Source organism: Pedobacter sp. B4-66 (genome assembly GCF_018492665.1).
Classification (GTDB): Bacteria; Bacteroidota; Bacteroidia; order Sphingobacteriales; family Sphingobacteriaceae; genus Pedobacter.
This window is the reverse complement of the sequence record NZ_JAFVME010000001.1, coordinates 596,327-614,188: the sequence shown is the minus strand read 5'-3', so window position 1 is coordinate 614,188 and position 17,862 is coordinate 596,327. Positions and strand designations below refer to the sequence as shown.

The window sequence follows — 17,862 nt, the reverse complement described above, 5'->3', positions numbered from 1 at the left end:
AAGCGGCATCCAGTCGCTTTTGTTATTTTTGAGCAAATTTTAAATATGTATAAGCAGACACTTCCAATAATACTCGCCTCAAAATCTCCACGCCGACAAGAACTAATGAAATCGATGGACCTTGATTTTAAAGTAGTTTTAAAAGAGGTTGATGAAAGCTATCCTGAAGATTTACTGCCAGCAGAAATTGCGATTTATATTGCTGAAAAAAAGGCAGCAGCTTTTGCAGATGACAGTAATGATAGCATTGTGATTACTGCCGATACCATTGTTGCTTACAACAACGAAATATTGGGTAAACCTGAGGATGTAACTCATGCTACTGAAATGTTAACTAAGCTATCGGGCACAAATCATCAGGTGTATACAGGTGTAAGCATTGCACACGCGGGTAAAATGCATTCCTTTTACGATGTTACAGAGGTGTTCTTTAATCCGCTTACAGCTGAGCAAATTGCTTATTACATCGCCAATTTTAATCCTTTTGATAAAGCCGGTGCTTATGGTATTCAGGATTGGATAGGTTTAGTTGCAGTAGAGAGAATTATTGGTTCTTATACTAATGTGATGGGTTTGCCAACAGAAAAGTTATATAAAGCTTTGTCAGGATTTTAATTCTGACAGTGAATATAGGACACCCATTTTCAGGTCAAAAGTAGATAAGCTTATCTGTTTAATACCCGACATGGATACAATGTAGTTGGTAAGAATGGCGGCAATAACAATCATATCTACCCTTAATTTTATCAGATCAGGCATGTTTTCTCGCTCTGCATGGGTGGAGGTAATCAGTTTTTCGGACAGGTTTTTATATGCTGTAATTTCAATAGGTGCAGATTTAGTGTTTTTTATATCTGTTCCTTTTAAAATCATGCCTGCAAAGGTCTCAAAAGCCCCTGCTGATCCTACTAAATGATTAGGTTTAAAAGATGTACAAGCCTGTTTTAAATCGCCTAATTCATTATCTAAATGATTAATGATGGCAGTTTTATCTTGTTCGCTAATTGGATCAGAATTGAAGTAAGCCTGCATTAATCTGGCAGCGCCTATGTTATAGCTTTTTTTCCATAACAGTTTTTGATGATCGCAGATAATAAATTCAGTGCTGCCTCCTCCGATATCCATAATCAATGATGTACCATTGATTACTCCTGTGGCTTTTACCCCTTTGTAAATGTATTCGGCCTCTTTGTCGCCGTCCACAACCTCTATGCTGATGCCAGCTTCTTGCTTTGCAGCTTTAACAAAGTCGCTCCCATTGGCAGCACTCCTTACTGCCGAAGTGGCAATTGCCAGTGTTTGTTGAACTTGATGTTTTTCAATTTCCTGTTTAAAAGTCTTTAATGTTTCAACTCCACGGTTAAAAGCTTCTGGGATGATAATGTTTTCGTTTATGCGTCCTTGTCCAAGCCTGACAGGTACGTTGGTTTTATAAATTATTTTAACATCTGAAGCAGATATATCTGCTATGATTAGGTGAAATGTATTTGTACCAAGGTCTATAACTGCAGCTCTCATCAAAGATTTATTTGCTGTCAAATTTATAGTTTATTTTAATGTGTTGTTGAATTTAAAGTAGGTAGTGCAACACACCGAAAAATAATAAATTGTGACGCAACAAAAAAGCCGTCCAAATTTGGGCGGCTTTTTATAAAAAAGATTAATTATTTATTACTCGAAATATTCTTTCATCTTCTCGAAGAAACTTTTGTCGTGCTTACCAGGTTGCGGTTTAAAATTAGGAGACTCTCTTAATTTTTCAAGCATGCTTCTTTCTTCAGAGCTTAATGCTTTTGGTGTCCAGATGTTTACATGAATAATTTCATCACCTCTGTGGTATGAATTAATTTCAGGAATACCTTTACCTTTTAAGCGCAATAGTTTTCCGCTTTGGGTACCTGGTTCAATTTTGATTTTTGCTTTACCATCAATTGTTGGCACTTCGGCACTGTAGCCTAATGCTGCATCGATGATAGAAACATGTAAATCATAAACTACGTTGTTTCCTTCGCGTTTTAAAGTTTCGTGAGGGATCTCTTCAATCAGGATGATTAAATCGCCCGGAATACCACCGCTAGGGGCAGCATTACCTTTTCCACTCATGCTTAACTGCATGCCATCACTTACACCGGCAGGGATGTTAATGGTAATGGTTTCTTCGCCACGAACAATACCTTCGCCATGACAAGATGTACATTTAGCTGTGATCTGCTGACCGCTACCATTACAAGTAGGGCAGGTAGAGGTAGTTTGCATCTGACCAAGAATAGTATTGGTTACTCTGCGCACTGCACCGCTTCCACCGCATGTTTTACATGTACTTACAGACGAACGATCTTTTGCTCCTGTCCCGTCGCATGGTTTACAGCTAATTTGTTTATTTACTTTTATTTTTTTCTCTGTGCCGTTGGCAATTTCTTCAAGAGTAAGTTTTACTTTGATGCGCAGGTTAGTTCCTTTAGCTACACGACGGCCGCCTCTCGACTGCTGTTGGCCACCGCCAAAGAAGCTTTCAAAAGGGCTGCCACCTCCACCACCAAAAATATCTCCAAACTGACTGAAGATATCTTCCATGTTCATGCCGCCACCGCCATATCCACCGCCGTTAGAAGCACCACCTACACCGGCATGACCATAATGGTCATAACGTTGTTTCTTTTCCTGATTACTTAAAATCTCGTAAGCCTCTGCAGCTTCCTTAAAGTTATCTTCGGCAGCTTTATCACCAGGGTTTTTATCAGGGTGAAATTTGATGGCTAGTTTACGATAAGCCTTCTTAATCTCTTCGGCAGATGCGCTTTTGGTTACACCAAGTACATCATAAAAATCTCTCTTACTCATAATATTAACTACCCACTACAACTTTAGCAAAGCGAATCACTTTGTCATTTAAAGTGTAGCCTTTCTCTAATTCATCAATTACTTTTCCTTTTAAATCTTCGTTTGGTGCAGGTATTTTAGTAATAGCCTCATGGTTGTCGGTATCAAAAACAGTGTTGATACTTTCCATTTCCTTTAACCCTTTTTGACCTAAAATTCCTTTTAGTTTACTATGTACCAGTGCGACACCTTCGCGGATTGGATTTATATCAGTAGCAGTTTCCATTGCCTTGTTTGCACGATCAAAATCGTCTAAAACAGGTAAAAGTGAAATTATTACATCTTTTCCTGCGGTTTGTAGAAGCTCTACACGTTCTTTTTGAGTACGACGTTTGTAGTTGTCGAATTCAGCAAACAGGCGTAGATATTTATCATTTAATGCTGCATTTTCTTCTTGTAATTTCTCTTCGGCAGATAGCTCTGGCACAACTTCAGTTTCAACAGCCGCATTTTCTTCAGTTGTTGCTTCAGTATTTAATTGATCGTCTGTATTATTCATCTGCTCTTCAGCGTTATTTTTCACTATTGGATCTGTGTTATCGTTTTTTTTCTTCTTGCTAAACATGGTATAGTAGAATTTTTGATAGTAAACTCAAAAGTTTTGCCAATGAAATATATCAGTCATGGTGGCAGTTTTATTTAAGATAAACTGACGATAATGACTGAAAAGGAAAATTTTGTCAGATTTTGGCGGTTAAACAATTTGTGCATCTTCATGCACAATGCCACCCTCACATTTGATAATTCTTGACGGGAATGTTCTTATGATATGGTAATCGTGGGTAGCCATAAGAACTGCAGTTCCACCTTGACTAATTTGCTTAAGTAACATTACTATTTCTTCTGACGTGTCAGGATCCAAGTTTCCTGTAGGCTCATCCGCAAGTATTATTTCTGGGTTATTTAATAATGCACGGGCAATTACAACGCGTTGTTGTTCGCCTCCTGAAAGCTCATGAGGCATTTTTCTGATTTTTGAACGCAGGCCAACTTTTTCAAGAACATCCTTTATACGCTCTTCAATTAAGCCACTATCTTTCCATCCTGTAGCTTTTAATACAAACTCCAGATTTTTTTCGATGGTTCTATCAGTAAGCAATTGGAAATCCTGGAATACAATTCCTAGTTTTCTGCGTAAATAGGGTACGTCTTTAATGGCAAGGTTTTTTAAATCAAAACCAGCTATCTGCCCATCGCCATTACCAATATGAAGATCCCCATAAATGATTTTAAGTAAACTACTTTTACCGGAACCGGTTTGGCCAATTAAAAAAACGAATTCTCCCTTATCAACATTCAAATTAACATCTGATAAAACCAGGTGTTTTTGTTGAAATACATCTACATTCTTTAAATTTATAACTGCGTTTCCTGTCATTTTTAAATATCTATTTTAGCAATTTGTCCAAAAGGCAAATCATTTACAAAGTTCATTATATAAGGCAATTTGTCGCCTAAACCCAATTTTTCTAATGATTTATCGGGTCTGTCTACCCTAAAGTAGGCCAATAGGGTAAATTTATCATCCCTTAATTGTACGTAATCGGGGATTTTGGCAATGCCTTTTACTTTAATAACATACATTAGGTCAAAAATAGTATTTCAAATTGAGAAATAAGGTATGTGAAGTATTTATCTGTAGAGGATAGGAGAGGCAATAGCAAATTACATGTAATTGAGAGAATTTATCTTACCCTAAAGTCATCACTAAGAATTTTGGAAAATAGAATTAGAGAGGAAAGTTAAGGGTATTTAAGATTTAAAACATTAAGTGTCTTGTTTTTAGTCGTTTATGTTTTGTCTTGGTTTGTGTATACATTTGCTATGTTCCGATTAAAATAGTGCCTTTAAATGGTTTAATTGATGTTTTTCATCTAACACAAACGGTTGTGTTAAATTTCCGTTAAATCTAATCGATTTGATTTTCCAATCTCTTGCATCTGTAATGATTAGGTAATGTTTATATCTTAATAGTTAATTTTTTTCTAATGATATTTAAGATTTATAACCACATAAAAGAGCTTTATATAAAGTCATTTGATTAATGCAAACGTTTGTGTTGCTAAAATTTGTTAAATGACATTTCATTAACACTAGATTAGGCCTATCAATAAAAACGGAAATTACATTTTTAGCACACAAAGGCTTTATAATTAATTAATTAACCATTTTCATTATCATAAACCAGGGTTTGATTTAGGGCATCAAACCAGAGCAACAAAAACCACATATAATTTAAACGAGGGCACTAGGTAAACCTCAGTTGACTATTTGCAACAAATATAGCGCGGGAATTCCTATGCCATAATTTTATTAACAAACTTACTTGAACATTTACAAAAAACTAACCAATCCATGAAAAATCAAACTGCCTAATTGTAATCGGTGAATATGACTATCCAGGTGTAGTTCAGTCACTTAAAATGATAAGAGAAACACTCTTTTTATTGAATTCAACTATTTGACTTTAAACTAAAAACAATATTTATGAATAATTTTTACAAGAAGCAACTCTTAACCGGTCTGTTGCTGCTGTTTTCCGTAATTGCGTTCGCACAAAAAAAGATTACCGGAACGGTTAAGGGATCGGACGACGGAGGTCCTCTTCCGGGCGTGTCTGTCGTATTAAAAGGTACCTCTAAAGGTGCAAGTACAGATGCAAATGGAAAATTTACAATTGATGCACCTGCTAATGGTGTGCTACATTTCTCCTATATAGGATATAACGCAAAGGATGTAAGTATTGCAGGACAAAGTGATTTGAATGTGCAGCTAGCACCTTCAGAAAATGCGCTTAAAGATGTAGTGGTAATTGGATATCAGGAAGTATCAAGAAAGAAATCTACTGCAGCAGTATCAACAGTGAAGGCTAAGGACATAGAAAATTTGCCATCTCCAACATTTGATAGATTACTACAAGGCAGAGTTGCAGGTTTGAATGTTCAGGGTTTCTCTGGAGAACCAGGTGGAACGCCAACATTTGTTGTACGTGGTAATTCATCAATTGGTAGAGCAGTAAATGCAGCACGTGCATTAAGTAGCCCTTTATTTGTGATCGATGGAATTCCAATTTCAAATGAAGATGTTTCTTCATTTGGTGATTTAACCGGGACAAACTTCATTGCAGGCTTAAATCCTAATGACATTGAATCTATTGATGTATTAAAAGATGCTGCGGCAGCATCAATTTATGGTTCAAGAGGTGCAAACGGAGTAGTTGTTGTTAAAACTAAACGTGGTAAGGCTGGTAAACCAGAAATTAATGTGAATGCATATACCGGTGTTTCAAAACAGGGTAAAATGCAGGAGTATATCACGGGTGCACAAGAGCGCAGGTATAAAATGGACTATTTAAACAAGTATGCCAATCATGCCCAGCAAGGTTTGTATCCAATGATATTAACAGATAGTTTGAATCCGGCATTTAATAACGCTAACGACTGGCAGGGAATATTTTATCGCACGGGTATCATTCAAAACTATGATGCTTCTGCTGCTGGAGGTGCGGAGAATATTAACTATCGCTTTAGCGGCAACTATTATAATGAGGAAGGTATTATCAAAGGGACCGGATTTAAGCGTTATACCATGTCTGGATCTATGGGGGTTAAGCTATCTGAACGCCTTAAATTGGACGCGTTGTTCAGACTTTCGAGAGGAGATCGTTCAAGAGCACGCGGCCAGGCACCATGGGAAAAGCCACTTCCAATAACTGCTGGTACATTCCCGTCTTCATTATTGTACATAAGTGATATAGACAGACGAAACTTTACGGGTGTGCTTGATGAAGCAAGGGATAAGAATATTAACGATGACATCACTTCTAGTATAACGTTAAACTATGATATTAGTAAAAAATTCCATTTCCAAACACAGGGGTCATTGCAATCAAGCAGGGGAGGTAGAGATATTTTCAGACCAAGTATGTTGGATGCAGATGGTAATTTTTACGCTCAATCTTCAAAAGCCAATTTCGATAACTTTAATATAGATAACCTTCTTTCCTATACTACATCGATAAATTCGGATCATCATATAACAGTATTGGGTGGAAATAGTATAAACTATTCAACAAAAGAATATACTGGAATTGGAGGTTTTGGGAAAGGAAATAATGTTATTTCTACAGTTCAAGGCATTAGCCCTAGTGATTATGTACTTAGAGATCCAAATGGAACGCTTATTTCCGGATCATTACGTGAGGCTTCAGGCTTACTTTCATTCTTTGGAAGAGCAAGCTACGATTATAAAGATAAGTATCTATTCTCTGTTAGCTTACGTGGGGATGCATCATCTCGCTTTGGTAAAAATTACAGATGGGCGCGTTTTCCATCGGTTTCAGCAGGTTGGGTAATATCTGATGAGCCATTCATGAAATCAACAGAAAGTTGGTTGTCTTTATTGAAAGTTAGAGGTAGTTATGGTGTTTCTGGTAGCTTGCCTGCAGATTATTATGCACCTTTTAATTCTTATATCACGGGAACTGGTGGGGCCGGTTATCAAGGATCTGTTGCCACAAATACTTATAATGGTGTTAATGCGGTTACTTATAACCCTAAGTCAATTACACAAGATAATTTAACATGGGAAAAGTCAATTCAGGCGAATATTGGTATTGATGCTGAATTGTTCAAAAGTAGATTGAATTTATCGGTGGATGCTTACAATCGCGGTACATCCGATATTATTTTCGATTTAATTTTGCCTCCTACCAGTGGTTATGATAAGGTTCAAACTAATGCGGTGGACATAAGGAATTTAGGAGTTGATTTAAATGTAACAGGAAGAGTATTTAATCCAGAAAGTAAGTTCCAATGGAACCCAAGATTGGTTATGTCATTCAATAAAAATCAAATTACTTCATTACCTGATGGTAATAGAGATATTATGGTTACAGATGATAACACAGGTACCACTTTTATACTTACAAAAGGCCGTCCGATATATGAATATTATTTGGTTAAATCTGCGGGAGTATACTCAGATAAAAGCCAAATCCCTTTTGATCCTCGTACGGGAGACCTGATTACTTACTGGAATGGAGCACAAACGGCAAAACCTGGTTCATACAGATGGATAGATCAGAACTTTGATTATGACGTATGGGATCATTTTGACAAAGTAAGAACAGGAAATCCGAATCCAAGAATCACGGGTGGTTTAAGTAATACTTTTACTTATAAAAATTTCTCTCTTGAGGTTTTTACCACATTCTTACTGGGTAGAGAAGTATATAACACTTATATCTCCGGTTTATTAAATCAATATAAGCAACTTGGAACTTTCCCAAGCACTGGTCTTATTAACCTGGATAAATTACCAATATGGCGTAAACCTGGCGACAACGCTACTTATGCAGACTTAAACCCTTATGGTGATTACTATTATCAGTTTAATAATTTTTCTTCGGCTTACATGGAGAATGGATCTTATGCAAAAATTAAATACATCAATTTATCTTATAGCTTTTCGAGTAAGCTGCTAGAAAAGTTAAAGATGAAGCGTTTACAGGTTTATACCATTATTGATAATGTTTATTCATTCCAAAAATCATCATTACCGGATGTAGAGGCAGTAAATGAATTAGGTATTTATACAGGCGATGGTTATCCGGTACCTAGAAAATTCACCTTTGGTATTCAGGCATCTTTTTAAACTGCTGTAAATAAATAATTAATAATTAGAACATAGATCATGATTTTATCAAAATATAGAGCATTAAGTATCTTTCTTTTAGGAGGAATACTTTGCACAGGATTATTTTCCTGCAAAAAATTATTAGACTTAAAACCAGAAGGCTCTGTATATGAAGGAGTGTATTGGAAAACTCAAGATGATGCAACTTCTGGCTTAATGGGGGCTTATTCCTTATTGCGTAAGTCACTTACTCTTGGCGGACAGGGCATGTCGAATTTTGTGTTTGGCGATTTTACTGCCGGAGTTTTTAATGAGGGGGGCGATTATGCATTAAACTTCCTTGTTAAAGGAGACGAGTATTACGGAACAGGATTAAATGTTAACGATTTTAGAGGTGATTACCTGGATGATTTCCAAACCTGGACACCTTTTTATAAAACAATAACTCAAGCGAATACTGTAATCGAAAAAGTAGGGAAAATGCCGGATAACGCATTTAAATCGCTAGCTGAAAAAAGAAAAATTATTGGCGAAGCATATTTCATTCGTGCCTATACTTATTTTTATATGGTTCGTATTTGGGGTGATGTGCCTTTGGTACTTCAGTATGATCCGGATCCTGTATCTTCTAAAAATATTCCACGTACTTCGGAAACCGTTGTTTTAGATTCTTCAGTTGTGGATATGAATAAAGCCATAAAACTCTTAGCTTGGAAAACGAGCAATGATGGAATTGTGAGAGCTGATAAAGGAGCGGCTTTTGCTTTGTTGGCACATTTAAACAGATGGAAGTATTTTGTAACAAAGGGAACTGATCAAAACTTGTTGAATAATGCAGTTGCTGCAATTGATTCTATCACGATGTCAGGTAAATATCAATTGGAACCGGCTGCTAATTTTGCCAAACTGTTTAAAGGAAAATCATCAGAAGGTATATTTGAGATTGCCACAAGTTTTGCACAGAATGAATACCAGATAGCTGGAGGTTTCTATTTATATACTGTAGGGGAACCGTATATCCCAAATCAAGGAAAGGCGACAATTTTTGATGAGGATATGGTTAATGCCATTTTTGCGGACCCTGAGGATGTAAGGTATAACTACTATTTTGATAGAACAAAGCCTGAAGACATGATCCTAACAAAATATGTAGGTAAAAATAAACAAAACATAGTTTTTAAAGATCCAAATGCTCAAACTGGTGCTGTAGTAGATTGTAATATCAGTATTTTCCGACTAGCCGAAATGTTATTGTTAAGAGCAGAATGTAATAATCTACTTGGTAAGGATGGAAATGCACTTACCGATCTAAATCTAGTTAAAAAGCGGTCTAATCTTGGTAATTATGCTGGAAGTGGTGATGATCTCAGGTATGAAATATTTGATGAGACTTTCCGTGAATTGTTTTGCGAGGGACATACCTGGTATGATATGGTTCGCAACAAAATGGTAGTGGATTATCTTGGCGCTGATCGTTTCTCTCAAGTGAGATATGACGAAGAAGGCTGGAAATGGCCTATCAACAGAGGGTTGTTTGTTGATAATAAAGACCTGACACAAAATAAATACTGGATCGGAAAATTAAGATAACCGTACTCTTAAATTAAATATCATGAAAATTAAATTATCATACATTTTAACTCTAGTCGCTTTTTGTGTTGCATTTACTGCTTGTAAAAAGAATGACTATATCATTGGAGGCGATTTACATGATCCTCATGTAAATATGACAACCTATGATTTCCTTAAAACAAAACCTTTATTTGATACACTGGTAGTTCTGATTGATAAGGCTGGATTGAAAGATGAAATCAATGGAGACAATACTTTTTTTGCTCCTACAGATTATTCAATTAAGTCTCTTTTGGAAAGGAGAACATTGATCATTCAACAGAAATATCAAGATGAGAATATCAAATATACATTGGATAGTTTACCCATTCCGGAATTAAGAGATTCATTAAGATCTCATCTTTTTACAGGCAAGATTAATCGTGAACAGCTTACTTTACAAAATAAAGTTTTCAAGAGTTTAGCCGGTGAAGATTTCTCTATTTTATTAAAAGAGGTTAATGATTACACTGGGTTGAATACTACTAAACCTCAATATCTTTATTTGACTAAAATAAGAAATGGTCTGGATCCGGATCCTATTCCAGATGATTATCCTGATGAAGATAAGGATATAGTAGATCTGGTTCAAACCTCAGGAATTCTAACTACCAACGGGGTGCTTCATGTATTAAACAATAGGCACAAGTTTTACTGGTAAATCTTTTATTCAATTAATTAGAAAGAAATGAAAACTATAAAATATATATTAACACTCATTGTGTTTGTGAGTTTAGCCTGGGTGGGTTGCAAAAAGATTCCGATAGGTTTTATTGGAGAAACAATGTATTATAAGGACAGTCCTTTTTCGATTGAACAGGGAAATGTTAAAGTAGTAACCAGTTCATTAAATTTGGATGGCTCAACACTTCCTGTTTTGGTGAAATTACTTGAGGTTCGAAAAAAAGGAACTACGGGTAAAGCTGAAGAGTTTTATGCAGAACATGAAGTTTATGTGTATAAACAAGCAATTGACCCTGATGTTGATACAACTATTGCCCAGGTAAATGCAAAGAGAGAGAAAAAGATGCTACCTCCTTTTGAATTTTTGCCAAGCGGGCAATTCCTGTTTAATGCAGGAACAGCGTTTTTGCCGGCTAAATCTCAGTACGAATTTGACGTAGAAGTAAGTAATGAGAGCGGAACAAAAGTGTTTAAAAACATTGGTGAAATTCATTTTACGGATCCGGAGTTATTTAAGTCTTATGCTATAGCTGCAAGCTGGTTTAATGATAATGGAGTAACGACCGATAATGGGGCATTAGCTGTTAACCCAGAAATGATTATCACAAAAATTAGTGATGAGGGTACAAATGCAATCGTAAAGATTGTGGATCAAAATGGAGTTCCGTTTAATCCTAAGGCAGGTGAGATTATTAAAAGGGGAGATAGACCAACCTTTGAATCTTACGCGAAATTTAACCCTGTAACTTACACGGATACTTCGATGGTTTGTAATTTTGAGATTACCCCATTCCCGATAAAGAGAATTAGCGGATATGGAGATTTTTTAATGTATTACAGAATACCAAGCAAGTATGCTTCGTTGACTACATTCCCAGCTGGTCATCCCGCTGGAACAACGTTTAGTATCAATCCAAGATTTGGCTTCCAGATTAAGCAACTGGGCACCTATTTAATAACTATTAAGTTAAATGGGGTAGTACACAAATAATACTTGTACTTGTCGTAAAAAAGCCGGCATATCTGACACCCAATAAGTGTGTCAGATATGCCGGCTTTTTTTATATTGTTGTAAGGAATGCAATTGTGTTTACATTATCAGCATAGTCCCAAAGTTTTGGCGACTGACTTTCGCCAAAGGCTTGTACGCCAGTTTTCAGTTCAAAAGGTATGTTGCTTACCACACATTGAATGTTTTCTTCTTCTGCTTTTAATTTTTCTGCTACATCATCAATATTTTTGTAGCGTTCATAGAACAATACAGCCAATGGAGAGGCCATTCCAGTGTCTGCCTTCAATAGCAGGAAGCCATTATCATAATGCTCTGCCATATTTACAAGGTATATCGATTTGTTGTAATCGTAATTGTTGTTGTATTTGAAATGGTTGATGATTTCTTTGAAAGACTCTAGAGGTTCAAAAAAGTTTTTGATATCGTAGTCTTCAGGAATGAATAATTTAGAAACATTTCTGCATCCTAAACCGAAATAATCAAATATATCGTGTCCAAGAAGTGCAATTTCGGCAGGGCTTTCTTGTCCGTTTAATACCGCAATGCTATTTCTGTTTTTACGGATGATGTTAGGCACCTTGCCAAAATAAAAATCAAAATATCTTGATGTATTGTTACTGCCGGTTGCTATCACAGCATCAAAATCTTTCAAACGATCAACATATATAATATGTTCTGCCAATTGAGGTTCAATAATTACCAGCTGAACGAGTAGGGCAGGAAGCAATTTATCATCGGATGATGATAGTTTAATTAATGCGATGTTTCCTGTAGCAAGAACTGATAAAACATCATGAAAGCCAACTAAAGGGATGTTTCCGGCAAGTATCAACCCTACTTTTTTAGGAGTGTCGGTAATTGTAATGTCCTGAAACCAGATCTCCAGATCCTGTTGGTTCAACATTTTATGCAAAGCATTTAATGATCTTTGAACCTCATCTATAGTAAACCATGCATTGCTGTTTTGGCCCGAAAACATTAGGTTTTTGAAACCTTCGTTAGGTTTGGCCATGTAGTCGCTAAGTTCTTTTAAAGCAATAATTAGTTTTTCTGTAGTAAGGATTGGCATATTTCCAACAATTTTAAAGTTTAAGTGTTATATTTGCATTGCAAAGTTAACCCTTAGCAATAGATTTACACGAAGACATGGCTATTAAAATAACAGACGAATGTATTAACTGCGGAGCATGTGAGCCTGAATGCCCTAATAATGCAATTTATGACGCAGGCACTGCCTGGAGATTTTCTGATGGTACCAATTTAAATGGTATTATCGATTTTGGCGACAAACAAATAGATGCTGAGGCTGCACAAGATGCAGGATCGGATGAAGTCTATTATATCGTTTCGGATAAGTGTACAGAATGTAAAGGCTTTCATGATGAGCCTCAATGCGCTGCCGTTTGCCCGGTTGATTGTTGCGTTGATGACGAGGATGTTCGCGAAACAGAAGAAGAATTATTAGCAAAAAAAGCTTGGTTACATCAGGAAAACTAGTTTTAGCTTAATAACAAAATTTATACAGGACACCCATTGGGCGTCCTTTTTTTGTTTTAGTTTTTCTCTTCGTATTTGTTCGGTACGATTAAAACAGGGCAAGCCGATTTCCTGGCAACATGCTCTGCTACACTTCCCATTAAAAAGTGATATAAACCGGTACGACCGTAAGTTCCAATTACAATCAGATCAGAGCCATACTCATCAGATTGCTGTATAATACCATGCGCTGCGCTATCAACCACACTCAAATAAGTGGTAGGTATGCCATGGCTAAATTTTGTTTCTATTTCTTTTAAAAGTAAATGGCTGTTCTCTTCACTATTGTCGTAAGTTTCCAAAAAAACAGGGGCTAAGGTTAAATCAGGACTGATATTAGCAGGCACGGGTTCTATAATATTAACAAGTGCAACCTCTGCGCCAAAAGTTTTTGCTACTTCGTAACCCACTTTTGCCGCTTTTTCTGAACAGGTACTGTTATCAACAGCAATTAAAATTTTTTTGAGGTTCATCGTCTTATAGATTAAGGTTTATACTATAAAAATAACAAAATAACTGTTCAAAAGTTTACATTTATACCATTGATTTTATGCTATGGAAGAATACTATGGAATATGCAGGGTAGCAGTAGCACCCCTAAGAACTGAGCCATCAGACAGAGCTGAAATTGCTTCTCAATTGCTTTTTGGTGATCATGTAGAGATCATTTCGAAAACTGAAAAGTGGTGGCAAGTGCGTAATGCTTATGATGGATATGAGGGTTGGATGGATTTTAAGCAGTTGGCAGAAGTATCTTTAGAGGAGTTTGTTTATAACCATAATTGTAAACATCTGGCACCGGCAGAAATGGGTAATGTAATAACAGATACGCAGGGTAGTAAATATTACATATCGCCTGGAAGTAATCTTCCATCCTTTGATAACGGCCATTGTAGTATTGGTGATGAAAAATATGAAGTTTTGTTTACTCCGACAGAATTGCCAGTTTCTGGGCCTGTTGATGTGATAAATACTGCGCTTTTTTTCCAAAATGTTTCCTATTTATGGGGAGGTAAAAACTTGTTTGGTATGGATTGTTCAGGATTTGTGCAGATTGTATTTAAACTGCACGGAATACAATTAAACAGGGATGCATGGCAGCAGGCTGAACAGGGAACAACAGTCGATTTTTTACCGGAAGTTAAACCAGGGGATATGGCTTTTTTTGATAACGAAGATGGTCGCATCATTCATGTGGGCATTATGCTTAATGCAAAAGATATCATCCATGCTTCGGGTAAAGTCAGAATAGACCCAATGGATAATCAGGGTATTTATAATGCTGAATTGGGTAGGTATTCACATAAACTTAGAATCATAAAGCGTTATTCTTAACATTTTTTATGTGATTATTTAATGGGGGAGTCGTCCTCCCCGTTTTAATTTCTTTTAACCCCTTTCAACAATACATTTAGGATTGTGTGTAACCGGGAAATTGCATGAGTTAGCAATAAAGCACATCTTGTTTGCTTGTTCATGTAATGCATTGGCTTTTTCTACATGATCTTGATTGTTAATTACAACTACGGGGTTTAAAATGACCTCGGTGAAATGACCACTTCCGCTTGGCTCTTCAGCCATTTTCCCTACTGCATTATCTGTATAATCTAATACAATGATCTCGTTTTGCGAGCATAGGTGTAAAAACCAAAGCATATGACATGATGATAATGATGAAACCAGTAAATCTTCTGGATTGTGCTTGGTTTTATCACCCAAAAATGCTGAATCAGATGATCCTTGAATATCTGCTTTATGGTCTATTGATATAGTATAACTTCTCTCGTAAGACCGGTAGTCCATTGTTCCTGAACCTTTATTGCCTGTCCATATTAAACTCGTTTGATATAGGTGTTCTTTAGCCATAACTTATACTTAGTATCCTCGAATTTAAACAAACTTTCCTTAAAAAAACAGTATACTTGTGTAGAAGATTAAGATTTTCTTAAAATAAATTTAACCAAATATGCGCGCTCAACAACTCCTCAAATCTTTAGCCTTGCTATGCCTTTTTGCGATTGCTGGTTTCGGTGCTTTTGCCCAAAAGGTAATTCCTATTGATACTTCTAAAGTAATGACTTTACGGGTAGATCCTATAAATGCCAATGGGGGCAATGCCTCAGAAATATTCGAAAGTGTTACTTACATTCCTCTTGAAACTACAAAAGAAAGCACCTTTGGAAAGGTAGATCAGTTGGAAATAACCGATGAATATTATATTATTCTTGATGAAACCACCAATTCTATTTTAATTTTTAAAAAGGACGGTAAATTTCATGGCAAAATAAAGGGTGGCAGCTTTACATTGGGGGACGCTAGTACTCGAATCCGTGATTTTAAAATCAATAAATGGAATAAGGAAATTATGTTTTCAATGTGGAATAATAAAACAAGACAGCAAACACATTATTTCTACAATTTTGATGGCAAGAAAACTAAAGAGATATTGAGAGGAGAAAATGAGGCAATGATCTACGATGGAAGATTTGTATCAAAGAATCTAATGATTACTGCTGAGAATTACGATGATGATGGAAAGGATGGTGTAAAGACAAAATATTTGATGGGATATACAAATGATTTTAAGAAACCAAAAACTTTTGCTTTTCCTTATCAGGCAGAAGGTTTATCTGTTTCTGAAGAGGTCATGAGTGCGGGAAGCGGCCCCTTTTTTAGCTATGGAGTTGATTCAGCGGTATTTTTTGTTAAGCCAAATGATTACAATATCTACAAAGCTTCTCCAAATACTGTTGAGCATGCTTACAGATTTCTTTTTCCATTAGTCAATTCACTACCTAAGGATTTCCTCTTTAATAATGATTTTAAAGGCAAAAGATTTAAATATCTCCAAGATAATCCGAATGCCATCTTCGCCCTGAGTAATTGTTTTCAGATTGGCGATAACCTGATCTTTAAAGTAAATTGTTTAAATAATGACTTTAGAAATCAATCTTCCATGATCTATAATCTTAAATCAGGTTCACTTATTGCCCTTGGTCATATCACAACAGATGCTATGTCTTATTTCTTACCTATAGCTGATGATAGAATGGCCGGATATACAGGTTTTGTTGCCGGTGATGGTAAATATTTGTATTCTACTTTTTCATCAATTGATATGTTTCAAATTCATGAAGATAACAAGGATAAAAACGTCAAATACAATAGAGTGCTAATTGACTATTTCGGAAAAGGAAGTGGGGAGGATAACCCAGTCCTGGTTCAGATTAAGTTAAAAGACAATTTATAGTATCACATGAACTAAAACGTTATGATAAAAACGCTCATCATCTGTCTGCTGTTTACCGGATTCTATTCGCAAGCACAGAAAATTATCCCAATAGATACTTCAAATGTTACGACTATGAGAATAGACGTTGGCAATGCTTTTGGTGCGTCGGCAAGTGAAGTGTTTGAAAGTAGTACTTATATACCTCTTGAGACTACAAAAGAAAGCCTTTTTGGTAGGATAGATCATTTGGAAATAACTGATGATTATTTCATCATTTTAGATAAAACTACCAAGTGTATTTTGTTTTTTACTAAAAATGGAAAATTCCATCACAAAATCTATTTAGGCAGTAAAAAAAGTGTGCTTGGTTTTAGATTGAACCGTTGGAAAAATGAAATCTCAATTTTTAAATGGCCAAATGACATAATAACCCAAATATTTTTTGATTTGGATGGCAAAAAAAAAGCAGAGGTTGTTGTCAATGATTATGAATTGATAAATGAAGGTAGGTTTGTTGCGGGAAACACTACAATTGTACCTTGGCTCTATGAAGATGATAAAACAGATAGAATAAAAACGCGTTTTCTGATTAAGTATGTTACAGACTATACGAATGTTACAGCAAAAGCTTTTCCTTATGATGTGCCAAGCTTAAAACTAAAAGATGATTACCAATCACAGTTTATTAGATTATCTGATTCTGGATTAGATACAGCTGTTTTTTTTACCAGAAGTAGTGATTACAATATTTTTAAGATAAGTCCCTCGAGGGTTCAGAATTTGTATAGGATAATATTTCCCACTGTAAATTCTATTCCTGCAAATTTTCTAGCGGATAGTACATTTCAAGGAAAAAGCTTTATTCAGCTAATCCTGAATGGATTTATGATGTAACCAACGTTATGAAAACCGGCAATAATCTGCTGTTTTACATAAGTAAGTTTCACCCCGTCAATCTAATCTATAATCTGAAATCAGGTGCGTCGATTGATGTTGATCATATTCTTACGGATAGCAGTACTTATTTTCTACCAGTGAATAGTAAGTATTATCATACTTTTCCTTTATCTGCATGTGATGGAGAATTTGTTTATACTAGCTTTTCATCTGCTGTAATGTTTGATGCGCATGAAGAAAATAAGGACAAGAATATAAAATACAACAGCATACTTAGTAGCTATTTTACCAAACGAAATAAAACAGATAATCCTGTAATTTTGAAGTTCAAACTCAAGGAGAAATTGTAGCTTAAACCAGTACAAACAAATTT

General features: G+C 35.8%; 18 protein-coding genes. 10 read left to right on the top strand and 8 right to left on the bottom strand.

All coding sequences use genetic code 11. The features are described from left to right. The first annotated feature begins 45 nt into the window (after positions 1 to 45). Positions 46 to 615 carry a Maf family protein gene (locus J1905_RS02485; RefSeq protein ID WP_214225580.1) on the top strand — a complete coding sequence of 190 codons (570 nt, stop codon included), beginning with the start codon at positions 46 to 48 and terminating at the stop codon, positions 613 to 615. Here J1905_RS02485 and J1905_RS02480 read toward each other — a convergent pair. From J1905_RS02480 to J1905_RS02460, 5 genes are all read right to left on the bottom strand, one after another. Beyond that, entirely contained in the window at positions 604 to 1,518 is a 915-nt protein-coding gene (locus tag J1905_RS02480) for a Ppx/GppA phosphatase family protein (RefSeq protein ID WP_214225579.1), read from the bottom strand. The genes J1905_RS02485 and J1905_RS02480 overlap by 12 nt on opposite strands. Before the next feature lie 153 nt (positions 1,519 to 1,671). Next, the gene (dnaJ, locus tag J1905_RS02475; protein WP_173092579.1) at positions 1,672 to 2,841 is read right to left on the bottom strand and encodes a molecular chaperone DnaJ; all 1,170 of its coding nucleotides are present in this window, start codon (positions 2,839 to 2,841) and stop codon (positions 1,672 to 1,674) included. A 4-nt stretch (positions 2,842 to 2,845) separates the two neighbouring features. After that, positions 2,846 to 3,445 (bottom strand): nucleotide exchange factor GrpE, encoded by a 600-nt coding sequence (locus tag J1905_RS02470; protein ID WP_214225578.1) that lies wholly within the window; start codon positions 3,443 to 3,445, stop codon positions 2,846 to 2,848. Positions 3,446 to 3,574: 129 nt separating this feature from the next. Then, a complete protein-coding gene (locus J1905_RS02465; protein ID WP_173092575.1) occupies positions 3,575 to 4,258 on the bottom strand; it encodes a cell division ATP-binding protein FtsE in 684 nt (227 codons plus the stop codon). A gap of 2 nt (positions 4,259 to 4,260) precedes the next feature. Beyond that, positions 4,261 to 4,464, bottom strand: coding sequence for a hypothetical protein (locus tag J1905_RS02460; RefSeq protein WP_048904292.1), 204 nt, complete (start codon positions 4,462 to 4,464; stop codon positions 4,261 to 4,263). Positions 4,465 to 5,367: 903 nt separating this feature from the next. Here J1905_RS02460 and J1905_RS02455 point away from each other — a divergent pair. From J1905_RS02455 to J1905_RS02440, 4 genes are read left to right on the top strand one after another with little or no spacing between them, the layout of a single operon-like run. Further along, positions 5,368 to 8,535: a SusC/RagA family TonB-linked outer membrane protein gene (locus tag J1905_RS02455; protein ID WP_214225577.1), complete on the top strand. Its 3,168-nt coding sequence runs from the start codon at positions 5,368 to 5,370 to the stop codon at positions 8,533 to 8,535. Between the two features lie 39 nt (positions 8,536 to 8,574). Beyond that, the gene (locus J1905_RS02450; RefSeq protein ID WP_214225576.1) at positions 8,575 to 10,107 is read left to right on the top strand and encodes a RagB/SusD family nutrient uptake outer membrane protein; all 1,533 of its coding nucleotides are present in this window, start codon (positions 8,575 to 8,577) and stop codon (positions 10,105 to 10,107) included. Positions 10,108 to 10,129: 22 nt separating this feature from the next. Then, positions 10,130 to 10,789: a fasciclin domain-containing protein gene (locus J1905_RS02445; protein WP_214225575.1), complete on the top strand. Its 660-nt coding sequence runs from the start codon at positions 10,130 to 10,132 to the stop codon at positions 10,787 to 10,789. 27 nt (positions 10,790 to 10,816) lie between these two features. Then, on the top strand, positions 10,817 to 11,803 hold the full coding sequence (locus J1905_RS02440) for a DUF5007 domain-containing protein (RefSeq protein ID WP_214225574.1): 987 nt from the start codon (positions 10,817 to 10,819) through the stop codon (positions 11,801 to 11,803). A gap of 70 nt (positions 11,804 to 11,873) precedes the next feature. On the opposite strand, the gene J1905_RS02435 is transcribed toward J1905_RS02440, so the two are convergent. Then, a complete protein-coding gene (locus J1905_RS02435) occupies positions 11,874 to 12,893 on the bottom strand; it encodes an acyl-CoA reductase (RefSeq protein ID WP_214225573.1) in 1,020 nt (339 codons plus the stop codon). A 77-nt stretch (positions 12,894 to 12,970) separates the two neighbouring features. Between J1905_RS02435 and J1905_RS02430 the strand changes: the two genes are divergently transcribed. Continuing rightward, the gene (locus J1905_RS02430; RefSeq protein WP_108203536.1) at positions 12,971 to 13,321 is read left to right on the top strand and encodes a 4Fe-4S dicluster domain-containing protein; all 351 of its coding nucleotides are present in this window, start codon (positions 12,971 to 12,973) and stop codon (positions 13,319 to 13,321) included. Positions 13,322 to 13,377: 56 nt separating this feature from the next. On the opposite strand, the gene J1905_RS02425 is transcribed toward J1905_RS02430, so the two are convergent. Further along, positions 13,378 to 13,833, bottom strand: a complete 456-nt coding sequence (locus tag J1905_RS02425) for a universal stress protein (protein ID WP_173092563.1) — start codon at positions 13,831 to 13,833, stop codon at positions 13,378 to 13,380. Positions 13,834 to 13,915: 82 nt separating this feature from the next. Between J1905_RS02425 and J1905_RS02420 the strand changes: the two genes are divergently transcribed. Further along, on the top strand, positions 13,916 to 14,695 hold the full coding sequence (locus J1905_RS02420; RefSeq protein WP_214225572.1) for a C40 family peptidase: 780 nt from the start codon (positions 13,916 to 13,918) through the stop codon (positions 14,693 to 14,695). A 54-nt stretch (positions 14,696 to 14,749) separates the two neighbouring features. Here J1905_RS02420 and J1905_RS02415 read toward each other — a convergent pair whose 3' ends face one another. Further along, entirely contained in the window at positions 14,750 to 15,226 is a 477-nt protein-coding gene (locus tag J1905_RS02415; protein WP_173092560.1) for an OsmC family protein, read from the bottom strand. A 100-nt stretch (positions 15,227 to 15,326) separates the two neighbouring features. Between J1905_RS02415 and J1905_RS02410 the strand changes: the two genes are divergently transcribed. From J1905_RS02410 to J1905_RS02400, 3 genes are read left to right on the top strand one after another with little or no spacing between them, the layout of a single operon-like run. Next, positions 15,327 to 16,610, top strand: a complete 1,284-nt coding sequence (locus J1905_RS02410; protein ID WP_214225571.1) for a DUF4934 domain-containing protein — start codon at positions 15,327 to 15,329, stop codon at positions 16,608 to 16,610. Between the two features lie 21 nt (positions 16,611 to 16,631). Further along, complete coding sequence (locus J1905_RS02405) at positions 16,632 to 17,486, top strand: DUF4934 domain-containing protein (protein ID WP_214225570.1); 855 nt, start codon at positions 16,632 to 16,634, stop codon at positions 17,484 to 17,486. An 8-nt stretch (positions 17,487 to 17,494) separates the two neighbouring features. Then, on the top strand, positions 17,495 to 17,839 hold the full coding sequence (locus J1905_RS02400) for a hypothetical protein (RefSeq protein WP_214225569.1): 345 nt from the start codon (positions 17,495 to 17,497) through the stop codon (positions 17,837 to 17,839). Positions 17,840 to 17,862: the final 23 nt, after the last annotated feature.

Excerpts from the sequence above, each read along its gene's own strand:
- J1905_RS02480 (WP_214225579.1), bottom strand. The coding sequence starts at position 1,518 with ATGAGAGCTGCAGTTATAGACCTTGGTACAAATACATTTCACCTAATC.
- J1905_RS02465 (WP_173092575.1), bottom strand. The coding sequence starts at position 4,258 with ATGACAGGAAACGCAGTTATAAATTTAAAGAATGTAGATGTATTTCAA.
- J1905_RS02435 (WP_214225573.1), bottom strand. The coding sequence starts at position 12,893 with ATGCCAATCCTTACTACAGAAAAACTAATTATTGCTTTAAAAGAACTT.
- J1905_RS02415 (WP_173092560.1), bottom strand. The coding sequence starts at position 15,226 with ATGGCTAAAGAACACCTATATCAAACGAGTTTAATATGGACAGGCAAT.
- J1905_RS02405 (WP_214225570.1), top strand. The coding sequence starts at position 16,632 with ATGATAAAAACGCTCATCATCTGTCTGCTGTTTACCGGATTCTATTCG.
- J1905_RS02410 (WP_214225571.1), top strand. The coding sequence starts at position 15,327 with ATGCGCGCTCAACAACTCCTCAAATCTTTAGCCTTGCTATGCCTTTTT.
- dnaJ (WP_173092579.1), bottom strand. The coding sequence starts at position 2,841 with ATGAGTAAGAGAGATTTTTATGATGTACTTGGTGTAACCAAAAGCGCA.
- J1905_RS02450 (WP_214225576.1), top strand. The coding sequence starts at position 8,575 with ATGATTTTATCAAAATATAGAGCATTAAGTATCTTTCTTTTAGGAGGA.
- J1905_RS02470 (WP_214225578.1), bottom strand. The coding sequence starts at position 3,445 with ATGTTTAGCAAGAAGAAAAAAAACGATAACACAGATCCAATAGTGAAA.
- J1905_RS02400 (WP_214225569.1), top strand. The coding sequence starts at position 17,495 with ATGAAAACCGGCAATAATCTGCTGTTTTACATAAGTAAGTTTCACCCC.
- J1905_RS02485 (WP_214225580.1), top strand. The coding sequence starts at position 46 with ATGTATAAGCAGACACTTCCAATAATACTCGCCTCAAAATCTCCACGC.
- J1905_RS02445 (WP_214225575.1), top strand. The coding sequence starts at position 10,130 with ATGAAAATTAAATTATCATACATTTTAACTCTAGTCGCTTTTTGTGTT.
- J1905_RS02455 (WP_214225577.1), top strand. The coding sequence starts at position 5,368 with ATGAATAATTTTTACAAGAAGCAACTCTTAACCGGTCTGTTGCTGCTG.
- J1905_RS02425 (WP_173092563.1), bottom strand. The coding sequence starts at position 13,833 with ATGAACCTCAAAAAAATTTTAATTGCTGTTGATAACAGTACCTGTTCA.
- J1905_RS02420 (WP_214225572.1), top strand. The coding sequence starts at position 13,916 with ATGGAAGAATACTATGGAATATGCAGGGTAGCAGTAGCACCCCTAAGA.
- J1905_RS02440 (WP_214225574.1), top strand. The coding sequence starts at position 10,817 with ATGAAAACTATAAAATATATATTAACACTCATTGTGTTTGTGAGTTTA.
- J1905_RS02430 (WP_108203536.1), top strand. The coding sequence starts at position 12,971 with ATGGCTATTAAAATAACAGACGAATGTATTAACTGCGGAGCATGTGAG.
- J1905_RS02460 (WP_048904292.1), bottom strand. The coding sequence starts at position 4,464 with ATGTATGTTATTAAAGTAAAAGGCATTGCCAAAATCCCCGATTACGTA.